General features: G+C 40.9%; 12 protein-coding genes. 1 reads left to right on the forward strand and 11 read right to left on the reverse strand.

The window, feature by feature from the left end; genetic code table 11:
* Positions 1-447 precede the first annotated feature (447 nt).
* The 6 genes from tpx to sppA form a co-directional block, all read right to left on the reverse strand.
* Complete coding sequence (gene tpx / locus N1I87_RS13405) at positions 448-948, reverse strand: thiol peroxidase (protein ID WP_048623825.1); 501 nt, start codon at positions 946-948, stop codon at positions 448-450.
* Between the two features lie 197 nt (positions 949-1,145).
* Complete coding sequence (gene ytfJ, locus N1I87_RS13410) at positions 1,146-1,628, reverse strand: GerW family sporulation protein (protein WP_341030058.1); 483 nt, start codon at positions 1,626-1,628, stop codon at positions 1,146-1,148.
* Between the two features lie 17 nt (positions 1,629-1,645).
* Positions 1,646-2,341 (reverse strand): DUF2953 domain-containing protein, encoded by a 696-nt coding sequence (locus N1I87_RS13415; RefSeq protein ID WP_341102244.1) that lies wholly within the window; start codon positions 2,339-2,341, stop codon positions 1,646-1,648.
* 168 nt (positions 2,342-2,509) lie between these two features.
* Positions 2,510-4,069 (reverse strand): IS1182 family transposase, encoded by a 1,560-nt coding sequence (locus N1I87_RS13420; protein WP_270584763.1) that lies wholly within the window; start codon positions 4,067-4,069, stop codon positions 2,510-2,512.
* A 286-nt stretch (positions 4,070-4,355) separates the two neighbouring features.
* Positions 4,356-4,910 carry an RDD family protein gene (locus N1I87_RS13425; protein WP_341102248.1) on the reverse strand — a complete coding sequence of 185 codons (555 nt, stop codon included), beginning with the start codon at positions 4,908-4,910 and terminating at the stop codon, positions 4,356-4,358.
* Positions 4,907-5,923, reverse strand: coding sequence for a signal peptide peptidase SppA (gene sppA, locus N1I87_RS13430; protein WP_048623829.1), 1,017 nt, complete (start codon positions 5,921-5,923; stop codon positions 4,907-4,909). Before sppA ends, N1I87_RS13425 begins: the two co-directional genes overlap by 4 nt.
* A gap of 237 nt (positions 5,924-6,160) precedes the next feature.
* On the opposite strand from sppA, the gene N1I87_RS13435 reads away from it, so the two are divergent.
* Positions 6,161-7,357 carry an MFS transporter gene (locus N1I87_RS13435; protein WP_341102250.1) on the forward strand — a complete coding sequence of 399 codons (1,197 nt, stop codon included), beginning with the start codon at positions 6,161-6,163 and terminating at the stop codon, positions 7,355-7,357.
* A 304-nt stretch (positions 7,358-7,661) separates the two neighbouring features.
* Here the strand turns inward: N1I87_RS13435 and rarD are convergent, their stop codons facing one another.
* The 5 genes from rarD to thiI all read right to left on the reverse strand — a co-directional run bounded on the left by rarD (position 7,662) and on the right by thiI (position 13,813).
* On the reverse strand, positions 7,662-8,597 hold the full coding sequence (rarD, locus tag N1I87_RS13440) for an EamA family transporter RarD (protein WP_340396336.1): 936 nt from the start codon (positions 8,595-8,597) through the stop codon (positions 7,662-7,664).
* Positions 8,598-8,724: 127 nt separating this feature from the next.
* Positions 8,725-10,296 (reverse strand): amidohydrolase, encoded by a 1,572-nt coding sequence (locus N1I87_RS13445; RefSeq protein ID WP_341102253.1) that lies wholly within the window; start codon positions 10,294-10,296, stop codon positions 8,725-8,727.
* Positions 10,297-10,362: 66 nt separating this feature from the next.
* Positions 10,363-11,949, reverse strand: coding sequence for an acyl-CoA synthetase MbcS (gene mbcS, locus N1I87_RS13450; protein WP_341102256.1), 1,587 nt, complete (start codon positions 11,947-11,949; stop codon positions 10,363-10,365).
* A gap of 383 nt (positions 11,950-12,332) precedes the next feature.
* Positions 12,333-12,536 carry an alpha/beta-type small acid-soluble spore protein gene (locus tag N1I87_RS13455; protein WP_003355662.1) on the reverse strand — a complete coding sequence of 68 codons (204 nt, stop codon included), beginning with the start codon at positions 12,534-12,536 and terminating at the stop codon, positions 12,333-12,335.
* A gap of 74 nt (positions 12,537-12,610) precedes the next feature.
* Positions 12,611-13,813, reverse strand: coding sequence for a tRNA uracil 4-sulfurtransferase ThiI (gene thiI / locus N1I87_RS13460; RefSeq protein WP_341102258.1), 1,203 nt, complete (start codon positions 13,811-13,813; stop codon positions 12,611-12,613).

Here is a 13,813-nt window from a genome sequence, read left to right on the forward strand (position 1 = left end):
GACTTGTGCGTGTTCGCTGAACGGTAAGCCACACACAAGAACCCTTTACGCTTCCCTTCGTTCCGAAGGTGTCCGTTCTAGCTATATTCTATCCTATTAGTTGGCTAACGCCAACCGAAATTCATCTCCCACTTATCGTTGGGCTATCGCCCTTCACACGCTTGAATTGGGAGACTTCTTTCGGAAATAATGTTAAAATACAGAGCCCATTCAATAAAAAACCGAACAGAGATCGCATCCCTATTCGGCATGTTTTTTCCGTTTCTTCCTGATTAGCGTCCGTAAAAGCTGCATTCCGTTTCGGACGATCGGCAAAATTTCAACTGTTTGCTCACAAAAGCATGATACCTTTTCACAGGCCGTCATGTCGTTTTGTTTTTTATGCAATAAACATTGTATGATGAACGTCCTATTGCGGAGATACTCTTTCGCTAAAGACGTTAGCCATTATTTTGCTTCCTTAGCAGCCTGAATGGCAGCTTCGTAATCAGGATGATTGGTTCCTTCGCTCACATATTCAACATAGGTAATTTTATCATTACTGTCAACCACAAAGACAGCCCGTGCTAAGAGACGAAGTTCTTTCATCACGACTCCATAGGCATTGCCGAAGGAAAGGTCGCGGTGGTCAGAAAGCGTAATCACATCTTCCAATCCACTTGAAGCACACCAACGTTTTTGGGCAAATGGCAGATCCGCTGATATCGTTAAAACTTTCACTCCATCCAATTTGGCTGCTTCTTCATTAAAACGGCGGGTTTGAGCATCGCATACTCCCGTATCCAAAGATGGAACAGAGCTTAAAATCCGCACGCTTCCTTTATAGTCGGATAATTTGACTTCTGACAAATCATTGGCAAGTACGGTAAAGTCCGGCGCTTGATCTCCTACTTTTACTTCATTTCCTAAAAGAGTAACGGGATTTCCCTTAAATGTAATTTTCGCCATATCTTTTCCTCCTATTTAAGGTCTACAACTTCATCATAAAGAAATTCGGCAAAGAAATGCAAATTTCCTGTTTTTTATCCCCTATTTTTCGAACAGGGCTGCCTTATATAGGAAGATGGATTTCATTCATTTTATAAGATGAGGCAGGCCTCATCACAAAAAAGGCAGCTTCCACGTAGAAAGCTCCCCTTTGTTCCTTAAATATTAAAGTCCAAATTTTGTGATTGCTGTCCATTATTTTGACCGTTGTTTTGACTATTCGTTTGGCTGTTGTTTTGGTTTGCGCTTCCCCCATCTTTGTTTTTAAACATCCCTTGGATTTTCTCCATTGCATTGGGCGCTACATCCAAAATCCGCTCCATTAAATGGGTGTTTTCATCTACATGAAGCATCTTGTAGCCTTGGGAGTTGACGATTAAAAAAGCGATGGGTGTGATGGAAACACCGCCGCCGCTTCCCCCTCCAAAAGGAAGGCTCTCTTCTTGGCTGTTTTGCTCATTTTGATCCAGTTTGAATTCACTTCCTCCTGCCGCAAAACCAAATCCAACTTTTGAAACTGTCAATATGACACTGCCGTCCGGTGTTTCAACAGGATCTCCGATAATGGTATTCACGTCAATCATTTCTTTTAAATTTTCCATAGCTGTTGTCATTAAACCTTTAATCGGATGTTCCGACATGGGAATCCAACCTCCTGTTAGATAGAATGATGTTTATTGTTTGCGAAAGAAGACTCACGTTCTGATAGTTTTCCCTTCCAAAAACGGACTATTTTCAATCCGGCAATAATAGCATATCCTATTCGAAAATGAAGCATACACTCAAGTCGTGTCTTTGTGTAAGGAGATTGAAAAGTAGGAACAACATTTAATCTCGGTATCGTCTTTAATCGTATCCACTTACTCAATAAACCGATGAATTCACCTTTGACTGCCCATAGTGTTCCCGTTAATATGCCGGTCCATGCAGCGTTTTTTACACCAACAGCCGATTCCCACACCAATGAATCAACTGATATATGACGGCAAAAGTGTTTCACAATCTCCTGGAGATCCTTTACTTTTTTTAAAAATTCTCTTCCCTTATGTATCATTTGTACCAGTTCTTCAGGAGTCAAGTTGTTTCGGGAGTGGTGCTTCGTCCTTTTTTGATTTTTAGAAGAGACGTTGGTTTCATATTGTAAATTCCATTCATTATTTTCGGGGTTTTTTACCAACTTTAAAAACGGCACTTTAATCGTATATCTTATAAGGCCAAACCAAATCTTGAATTGGATCTGAACGTAGTCATTTTCTTTCTCATGGCAAAAAACGATGTTGATATGAAGCACCGCTGCCGAAATAACGATGATCAATACGACGATCGAGATCAGTATTGTCATGACAATTGCCATACTGCAGCCCCCTTGCCTTTCCACCATTATCGACAAAACCCCAAAAAAATAAAGAGGGTGTCCCAAAAGGTCGATAAAATCGACTTTTTAGGGCTCAGCCTTTTTCTTTAGAATGATTTATTGGATATTATTGGTTGTAATTCGTGCACAGAAGATCATTCCCCTGTTTTATTCCCTCACTTTTTGTTGTTTTTCAGTGTATGTTGCCCACTTTTTCAAATTGTGGGCAACACAAATAAGACCCCATTCCACCGTTGTTTTGGAAAGGCCTCTTAATGTAAATCGTTGGAAGTGGCTGTTGTGCTTAATTTGAGCAAATACTGGCTCCACTTCTATTTTTCGTTGTCTATACTTCTTTTTCGCTTCCTCCGAGGTTAATCTTTCACGGACTTCTTGGCGCTGCTTCTGATTCTTCATGGAAACACTGATGCTTTTTGTGTTCTTTCCTTTTGCACAAGAAGATTGAAAAGGGCATCCATAGCAGTCTGTGCACATGTAAGTTCGTTTCACCGATTCATACCCATTTTCTGATTTCCGTTTTCTTTCGTAACTAAAGGTAAGTCGTTTATTATTTGCACAGATCCATTCGTCTAATTCCTCGTCATAAGTCATGTTCTCCAATTTACCGATTTGATTTTTCCAAGCTTTTGTTTGTTCCTTATCGAATGTGTTGTATTTAACCAGTGCTTCCATTTCTTCCTTTTCACAATAATCATAGTTTTCTTCGCTACCATAACCAGAATCGGCAATGAGTGTCTTTGGTTTTGGCCGATTATACTTTTTCATTAATTCAAAGTGAGGAATTAGGCAGCCGGGATCTCCGGCACGTTGATGTAGACTGAACCCTGTGATAAATTGTCCTTCCGTTCCGATTTGTACATTGTAACCAGCCTTTAATTGACCGTTCTTCATGTGGTCTTCTTTCATGCGCATGAAAGTGGCATCTTTATCCGTTTTTGAATAGCTGTTTCGGTCGCCAAATGTTGCTTTTTGTTCTTCATATTTTTGCTTTCTGGGCAAAAGATCCTTTTCCAATTGTCGTTTTGCTTTTTTCAGGGTTCGATTTGTAGGTTCCTGTTCTAATTTTTTCTCTACCTTTTTGATGGTCTCTTGGATTTTCTCGGAGGTAACAGGAGCTGCCTCCAATTTTTCTTGAAAATCCATTTCTTTTTCAGCTTGCTCATCTTCTTTCATTACTTCCTCAATCGATAAGACGATCTGTTTGTATTTCTCATCCAGCTTTGTATCGAACTTTTCTGTCGCCTTCCTCCAAACAAAAGTATATCGATTAGCGTTAGCTTCAATTTTCGTTCCATCAAAATAATAATCTTCAAGCTTTACTAACCCCTCCTGGCATAAAAGATCCACAATTCCGAAGAAGGTTTCATAAATGACATCCTTCATACGATTGGAGCGAAATCGATTGATTGTACGAAAATCAGGTTTTTGGTTTCCCGAAAGCCACATAAAATAAATGTTTTCTCCCAGTTGTTTAGCAATTTGCCGGGAAGAATAAATTCGATTGACGTAGGCATAAAGGATAATTTTTAACATCATTTTGGGATGGTAAGGCGGGCGGCCGCCACCAGGATGAAGAGAAAGAAGGATGTTTGGATTCATCTTTTCTACTGCCAAATCCACAATTCGGCAAAGATGATGTTCGGGGATTAGAACTTCTATATCCATTGGTAGAACTAATTGTCCTGTCGTGGTATAATTTATGTACATAAGAAAATCGTTCCTTTCCGGTAGATTGGTTGTAGTGACTAAATTATACCAAAAAAGAACGATTTTCTTTATTTTTTTGTACAGAGTTTCAAGATTAATTTTTCACTCTGTTGATTGGAGTGGAAGGCGCGAAGACTCCTGCGGGAGTACGGGACAGGGGAGACCCCGCAGGAGCGTAAGCGACGAGGAGGCTCCCCGGCACGCCCGCGGAAAGCGAAGCGCCTGGAACGGAAATCAACAGACCAGGTTCAAAGAACCATTCACAAAAAATGGGTGTCCCTAAAAGCTATACTTTTGGGACACCCTCTTTTAAAGCTTCCACCGTTTTCTCATGAATAACGGCTGTATCAGCGAAATAATCGTGCAATCCTTGTTTTTTCGGCATAAAAGCGACCATTAAATACAGAATGACAATAGTGGTTACAATAAAGCGCCCGATCAATTCCCGAAACAAAACAACAGTCCAAGTTAAACGTTCTTCTGTCAGCGGGACGACTTTTAAGCCAAATACCATTTTTCCAACCGTTTGTCCGGTGAATTTCGTGAATAGAAGAAAATAGCCGTAAAAGAGAACGGCACTCGCCACATGGATGGGGGCAAACAGTTCATGGGCAAAAACGGGTAGATCAAGCCAGCGGAAAACCGGCAAAATCAATATCCGTTTAAGACTTCCAATCACGATTAAGTCAAGTAAATACGCCCAAAAACGCATCCAAAAGCCAGCATAGTGAGGGCCGTACAAAAAAGACTTTGCGCCCTCATGATATCCGTCATCCGCCTCTTTTTTCGTTTCAGCGGCTATTGGCTTTTCTAATTCAGGATCGTGCCTTGATTCATTCATAACGATCCCTCCTCAGAATATAAATACATGAGCCGCGGAGACTGTGAGTGAGTCAAAAGATTCATCAGCACGTTCCATTCGCCGTCTTTTTGAAACATTTTTTGCGCGCTGGCTGCAAAAAAGGAAGAAAGCCCGCTGTTTGTTTCATAACGAAATACTTCGGCACCGCTCAAATGTTTATCTTTTTTCAATTGTTTGATTGTATCATCCAAATAACCGAATTCATCAATTAAGTGAAGCTGCTTCGCCTGCCTGCCATCGTACACACGACCGTCAGCGATTTTTCTGACTTGTTCTTCCGGAATATGCCGCCCCTCTGAAATCACTTTTACAAATTGTTGATAAGAGTTGTTAATCATCGTTTGCAAAATTTGTTTCTCTTTCTCTGTCATCGGGCGGGTAGAACTGCCGATATCCTTGAAAGGACCGCTTTTAACAGTCACAAAATCCACACCGAACTTTTGCGCCAATTTGGAGTAATTCACAGTGTTCATAATCACTCCTAAAGAGCCCGTTAAAGTTTCAGGACTGGCAAAAATTTTATCTCCGGCAGTTGAAATATAATAGCCACCTGAAGCCGCCGTCGGGCCCATAGAAACATAAATCGGTTTTTTTGCCTTTTGCTTAATCTCCATTAATTTATCATGGATTTCTGCACTTTCGGCCACCCCGCCGCCCGGGGAATTGACTCTCAATATAATCGCTTTGATGCTCTTATCATGCTCCACTTTATCAAGCATTTTCATAAAATTTTCGTGGTTGTATCCCGTCTCAAAAAATGAGGCAGTCGAACCCGTATCTTGAATCACACCATTTACTTCCAAAACCGCAATTTTCTTCAATGTGTTTCCTTTCTCGATGACATCTTCATTGAAATTTCCATCTTGGTTTGTCAGTCCTTCAAAAAGGTTTTCAACGTCTGCAGTCAGCGTGATGCTGGCTAAATTGACAATGACAGAAACTGCGAACAATATAGCCGCAATAGCCAAAGCTATTATTCTTTTCCTATTCATCCATCCTGTCCTCCAATTCTAAAATAAAGAAATTCCATTCCTGTCAATTATTGTAGCAAACCACTTGAACCTACCAAAAGCCTTTTTTGCTTTTTCGCCCCATACAGCCTTTAGTCCATTTCACTGAATTTGCCAACACATAAATCTGAGTTTACGGATTTTATGAAGCTTTTATGCATCGTTTCATTTAAAATAGTACACATCAGGGAATAATTAGAATAGAAAGAAGGAATCACAATGGATCATCAGTCCTCAAAATTGTGGACAAAACAATTTATCGTCATCTTATTAATGGCATTTCTCTTTTTTATTTGCCTCCAAATGCTGACAGCAGGCTATCCCGCCTTCATTTCGGATATTAAACATAACCCTGCACAAGGAGGCTTGATGACCACTGCCTTTATGGCAGCGGCGATTGTAACACGCCCGTTTATCGGAATACTGATGCATAAACTGAATGTGAAGCGGATGGCGATTTTTTCGCTCATCTTCGTCCTGTTGGCAATCGCATTAAGCTATAAATTGGAATCCGTTCCGATCCTTCTCCTTTTGAGAGTTTTCCATGGCATCGGTTTTGGAATCATCACAACTCTGTTGTCCACCATGGCAACCAATATTATTCCGAATCATCGTCTTGGAGAAGGGATTGGCTACTACGGGCTTTCCACCAGCCTAGGAACAAGTTTGGGGCCTATGCTGGCATTGTCATTGATGGCAGCCTTCTCATTTCATGTTCTTATCCTTTTATCTGTGTTGTTTACAGCCATTATTCTCATTCTCAGCTTTTCAATCAAAAGCTCTTCAAAGACGGACGGCAAACCGACAAATAGCCAAGCACAGTCACTTATTCAATATGCTTTCGACAAACAAGCCTTTTTGCCTTGTTTATTAATTGTTTGTTACTTTATTTCTCTTGGCGGTGTCGGGAGTTTCATGAATGAATTAGGAAAAGAAGCGAATCTGGGTGGAACGGTTTCTCTTTTCTTTCTGACCAATGCCATCGTTATGACTGTGATACGTCCCATTTCGGGCCGCCTGTATGATCATTTTGGACATAAAGTACTTATTTATCCTGCCGCCATGGCAGGCATTATCGGTCTAATGTTATTATATTTCACTTATAATACGGCGACCTTATTAATGGCAGGTTTCTTTTACGGCCTTGGATATGGAGTTATTCAACCTTCCCTCCAAGCACTGGCTGTGAGCAGAGTGGCGCAAGACAAAAAAGGGACTGCCAACGCCATGTTCTTCTCTTCCATGGATCTTGGTATAGCGATTGGCTCCTCCGGATTAGGGGTTGTGGCCAACTCAACCGGATACCACACCATGTATGCATATAGTGTTCTTCCTATACTTTTGTTAATCATGATATATACATTTACTTTTGTCATAAATAAACATAGGGATAAAACCATCAAAAAAGCTTCCTAAACGATACAGCCAATTTCACAACGTCCGTTAATGAAAAGGATTGGCCCAAAATCGCCAATCCTTTTTGCGTGATCACTTTTCCAAGAAGAAAAAATTGAATAGAACAAGAGGTGGAATCTTTTCGGTCCACCCTCCTGACTGATCATACCTTCTCATGATGTTCCTTTGTTCCGTTCTTTTTAAAAAAGTTCTTTCGACATAATCGGAAAGAACTTTTGGATTTTATACGAAAATGTAGACTTCTCTATTTAATACTTAGATGAATGTCAAAAAAGAAGCGCCAAGGCTCTCCTTCATTGATTTTCTAGTTTTCAACAGGAATCTCACTTTTTCTTTTTGGATTCTTTCCATTTCTATGAAAGAAGCGAATTTGTGATAATGAAAAAACAAAAAGCGCCGCCCATATGAATGTAAAGGAAATGAATTTGATCGTCGAAAATGGTTCATGATAAATAAAAATCCCTATCAACAGAGACATTGTGGGCGTAACGTATTGCAAAAATCCAATCATATATAAAGGAATCCGCTGAGCACCTTTGGCAAAATACAAAAGAGGAACTGCCGTGACAATTCCACCGCCAATAAGCAAAAGATCGGTCGCCACACTTTGGTGGAATAGCATCAATTCACCATTGCTATTTAAATACAGTAAAAATAGCAGCGAAAATGGAGTAATCAACAGCGTTTCAAGCGTTAACCCCGTTGCGGATTCGACTTTGACTACTTTTTTGGCCAAACCATACAATCCAAAGGTGACAGCCAACCCAAGGGCCACCCATGGAAATTTTCCATACGAAATCGTAAGGATTAAAACGCCAGTAAGCGCCAAAAGAAAAGATACTACTTGAGCTTTTGACAGTTTTTCTTTTAATATCAAAACGCCTAACAGTACGCTCACAAGCGGGTTAATGTAGTACCCTAAACTTGTTTCAATGATATGATTTTGATTGACGGCCCAAATGTATAAAAACCAATTGGCACTGATCAGCACGGATGCGAAAAATAATGTCAGCCCCATTTTTGGCTGTTGAATAAGCTGCCGGAACGTTTGACGAAACAACGACCATTTCTTTGTGACCAATAGAAAACCAAGCATAAATAGAAAAGACCAAAAAATCCGGTTCGCTAAAATTTCATAAGCGGGAACTTGCTTCAGCAATTTCCAATAAAGAGGGAACAATCCCCATAGTAAGTACGAAAGCCCTGCGTATACAATACCCAATTTCTCGTCTTTTTTCATCCCTGTCTCCCCCTTCTGTCCAATGATAATATCGATGTTTATTTTCCCAACTGATAAATTTCCTAACAAGACTTGGGCGAATCAGTTGATTTTCACTAAAAAGCCGTTCACTCGTTTGAATATAGGTCTAGTAAGCAGTATAAACGATCTCATCGTCTATCACCGTCATTACTGCTTTCGTTTTTGAAATCTCCTCTTGAGAAATATGGAATACATCACGATCCACAATGGTAAAATCAGCTTTGTATCCTCTTTGTATCTTGCCTCGATCGTGTTCGTGATGACAAGCAAAAGCACTTCCTTTTGTGTAAAGCGAGATGGCTTCATAGACAGTTAGATTCTCATCCGTACGGCCATCAGCTCTTTCTACGACAGCGCCAATGTGCTTAAAAGGATTCACGTCTTCAATAGGAGCATCCGAGCCGCCGGCACAATGTATCCCTTCTGTTAAGATCGTTTTCCACGGAGATACGTACTGCTGCAGACATTCCGGCAAACGTCCTGTATAGGAAACATCGGAACGAATAAAACCAGGCTGAATATCGAGTATAAGATGGTTTTGTTGTTTTAGTCTTGCGATTAAATCATGTCGCAAAATATTTGCATGAATAATCCTGTCTCTTTTTCCTTTCGCCGATGGATATTGTTCCACTACATCCAATACCCGCTCCACAGCTAAGTCGCCAATGGCATGAACAGCAACCGGCAGCCCCATTTCTCGCGCTTTTTTTACCAATTCGACCAACTGGCCATTTGGAAGGATTTCCAAACCGTTCGTTTCCGGATCGTCTTGATATGGCGAACTTAATAAAGCGGTTCGGCTGCCCAGAGAGCCATCAGCAAAAATTTTCATAGCACCGAATTCCAAAAATGGAGTGCCAAATAAAAAGTCAAATCCCGCTTTCTTCCATTCATCTATAACTTCATGATGCACTAATAAATGGATCCGGAATTTCCGGTTGCTTCGATGAATCACGTGCTCAAAAGCGCGATACGTCCGCCAAAAATCTCCATAATAATTCAAGTCTTCCGTGTGGGCTCCTGTCAATCCATTCTCCCAACAATGTTGAATCCCTGTTTCCAAAATTTTCTTCAAGTCGTCATTTGTATACTCGGGAAGCGTCTGAAACATTCTGTCAATGGCGCGATCTTTTAAGATTCTTGTTAATCGTCCGTCCTCATCCCGTTCGATTTTCCCACCTTCAGGATCAACAGATGTTTCATCAATCCCCGCTTTCTTTAAAGCTGGGGTATTCGCTACAACCGTGTGTCGGCACACCCTTTTTAAAAGAATTGGAATCGTGTCTGAAATTTGATCAAGATCGTCTTTTGTCAATATTTCGCCCGTCGACCAGCGACTTTCATCCCATCCTTCACCGATCAGCCATTCGCCTTCTTTTAGAGAAGAAATTTTTTCTTTGACAGCAGCTAAAACGTCCCTCTTGGATTTCATCTCGGTGAAATCAAGTCGATCGAGTTTTTCTCCCAGACCCAGCAAATGCATATGGCTATCGACAAATCCCGGAAACATTACGGCACCATCCAGTGAAATGGTGCGGTCAAAAGGGGCATAACACAACTCCGCTTCCTTCTTTGAACCGGCAAATAAGATCGTGCCATTTTCTGTCACAACTGCTTCACATGTTTCGTTTTCTTTATTCATCGTATAAATCTTTCCATTATGCCAAAGGGTTTTCATATCGGATTCCTTCCTTTTGAACAAAATGGAAAACAGGCAGCTTGTGCCGCCTGTTTTTCTTCAAGCTTAGCTCAATGCTTGTAGCTCTTTGTTTCTTAACTCCACCCGTCTGATCTTGCCTGAAGCCGTTTTAGGCAGTTCATCCACAAATTCAATTTTTCTCGGATATTTGTATGGAGCCGTCACTTTTTTCACGTGTTCTTGCAACCGGGGAATTAAGTTAGGATCGTTTTTGTCCACTCCTTCTTTTAAGATGACAAAAGCTTTTACTACATTCCCTCTTACCTCGTCAGGACTCGCCACAACAGCGCATTCTTTGACATACGGATGCTTAACGAGAGCATCTTCCACTTCAAACGGGCCAATGGTATAGCCGGAACTGATAATAATGTCATCGCCGCGACCCTCGAACCAAAAATATCCATCCTCGTCTTTTTTGGCTCTGTCCCCGGTAATATAGTACTCGCCTCGAAAATGCTTAGCCGTTCTTTCCGGATCTTTATAATATTGTTTAAACAAAGCCGGAGTTGACACATGGACGGCAATATCGCCTACTACGCCAGGTGGACAAGGATTCCCGTCGTCATCAATAATTTCCACGTGGTTTCCAGGCGTTGGTTTTCCCATGGATCCCGGACGAATCTCCATGTCCTTCGTCACACCGACGAGAAGAGTGCTCTCCGTTTGTCCATAACCATCGCGGACATAAATTCCAAATTGTTTTTTAAAGATATCAATGACTTTTCTGTTCAAAGGCTCTCCTGCAGAAACAGCACTGTGTAGATGATCAAGACGATAATCGCCCAAATTGTCGACTTTCGCCATTAATCGATACTCAGTCGGTGTACAACATAGCACATTGACTTTATATTTTTCCAAAAGGTGTAAAAATTTCTTCGGATTGAATCGGCCATTATAGACAAGTCCTGTTGCTCCTGACCCAAGAACGGACAAAAATGGGCTCCAAATCCACTTTTGCCAGCCCGGTCCGGCTGTAGCCCATACTATATCGTCTTTTCCAATGCACATCCAATTAGGAGCTGCCGTTTTTAAATGCGCATAGCCCCATCCATGAGTATGAACAACCCCTTTAGGATTTCCGGTCGTTCCCGAAGTATAAGGCAAAAAGGCCATATCATCACTTCGTGTATCGGCCATTTCCAATGAATCAGACTGTTTTTCCGCTTCTTCTTCTAAAGACAGCCATCCTTCGCGTTTTCCGCCAAATACAAACGGCAGTAACTTTCCGTCTATAAACTTCTCTGTTTTTTCAAATTCCCCGACAAGGGAATGATAAGAAACAACGGCTTTTACATCTCCATGTTCAATACGATAGTTCAAATCTTTCGTTCTTAGCATTTCCGAACAAGGAACCACGACTAATCCCGTCTTTAGAGCAGCTGTATAAATTTCATAAGCTTCAATTAAGCGCGGGGTCATGACTAAAATAATGTCCCCTTTTTTCAAGCCTCGACTCAAAAAGGCATTTCCAATTCGATTGGCGTTTTGAATCAATTGTCTATATGTAATTTCTCTTGTATCTCCATTTTCATTTTCCCATTTGATCGCCACTTTTTTTGGATCGGAAGCATATTTTTCGAATTCCATTACGATATTGTATTTTTCTGGCGCCAACAAATCCTCTCTTTTCATCCAGAGATCCCTCCTTAATCTTGCTAGCTACTCCCGGCTTTCGCCTTTTTAGGAGCGGGGCATAATCATGAGGCCTTTCGCCAGAAGTATTTGGCAGGCTCGCATTCGCCTCGCTTTTTCATGAAGAGCTCCTTTCACGATAAACACTTACGTATAAAAAAAGACCCTTCTAAAGTACCTATCACTGCTTGTCTTTTCACATAGATCCATTATATCAAAATGATCCACACAATTTGAATCAAATTTTCGATCGGGTATTGTAAACTGACTGCAAAGTTTCGAACAGAAAGAAGCAAGGGTTTCCCCTTGCTTCTAAAGTTTGACGCTTCCATTTATTTATGGTTCTTATTGAAAAAATCATTTTATCGAAGGAAATTGTATCTTTATCTTGATAAACCGTTTAACTGCTGTTCTGCCATTTGGATTAATCGTTTTGTCATTTCTCCACCGACAGAACCGTTGGCGCGTGCTGTTGCATCCGGCCCAAGCTGCACACCAAATTCTTGCGCTATTTCTGCCTTCATTTGTTCAAGAGCATTTTCTACACCGGGAACTAAAAGCTGGTTAGACCGATTATTTCTAGCCATCCATTTTCACCTCCCTGTATTCATTAAAATGTGCATAATCGGTCCGCTTTATTCCCGATGCAGTTCACAATACGTCAAAATAGGTCTTGAAACTCTTTCGATTCAAACTCTTCACTGATCAAGAGCGTTTCTGTTTTTTCAACCGCTTCTCTTACATAAGGTTCAAAATCAAAAAAGCTTTCGTAGTGTTCCACCCTTTCCAATTTTGGTTTTGTCTTTGGAGAAGGCGGTGTAAAAATAGTGCAACAATCTTCATAAGGAAGAATGGATATATCATGCGTTCCAATTTTTCGAGAGATTTCAATAATTTCCAGTTTATCCATGGCAATGAGCGGTCTTAGAACGGGTGTACTGGTCACATCATTGATGGCCAGCATACTTTCCATTGTTTGACTGGCTACTTGTCCCAAGCTTTCCCCAGTGACAAGTGCAAGTCCGCCGTTTTTCTTCCGGATTTCATCCGCAATGGTTAACATAAATCTTCTTGTCGAAGTCATCGTGTAATTAGCCGGAACCGTTTCATGGATTTTTTGCTGGATTTCTGTAAACGGAACAATATGAAGTTTAATGGTTCCACCAAAGGATGTTAATTTTTTCGCCAAATCAATGACTTTTTGCTTAGCTCGTTCGCTTGTGTAAGGAGGACTAAAAAAGTGAACAGCCTCTATCTCTACTCCCCGTTTCATCATCATGTAACCTGCAACAGGGCTGTCAATTCCCCCCGACAACAGCAACATTGCTTTTCCGCTTACACCGGCCGGAAGTCCTCCAGCTCCTTTGACCCACTCGCAGGATAAAAATACGCCCTCTTTTCGAACCTCTACTAAAAGTTCAATATCAGGATGCTTCACGTCGACCTTAATTCCGTCTATATTTTTTAAAATGTGAGCCCCCAAAACAGAGTTCATTTCCTGGGAATCGATTTCAAACGTCTTATCCGAACGTCTTGCATTAATTTTAAACGTATTCCCAGGCGAAAAATTGGCTTGAACGAGCGTAAGCGCTGCTTCTTTGACTTTTTCGATGTTCTTCTCCGTCCGTACTACCGGGCTAAACGATTGAATTCCGAAAACATTTGATAGTTTTTCTTTGATTCTTTCATAGGAAGCCCCATTTAGAAGAAGATACATGCGGTCTCTTCCTGCCTGAATTTGGATATTCCCTTCATTTTTCATGATATCTTTTATATTTTTTTTCAGTTTCGTCACAAAAACATTTCGGTTTCTGCCTTTTGTCGACAGCTCCCCGTATCGAATTAACACGCGATCGTAAATCAT

The sequence above is a fragment of the Bacillus sp. FSL W8-0102 genome (assembly GCF_038007225.1).
In the GTDB taxonomy this organism is placed as follows: Bacteria; Bacillota; Bacilli; order Bacillales; family DSM-4216; genus Bacillus_O; species Bacillus_O smithii.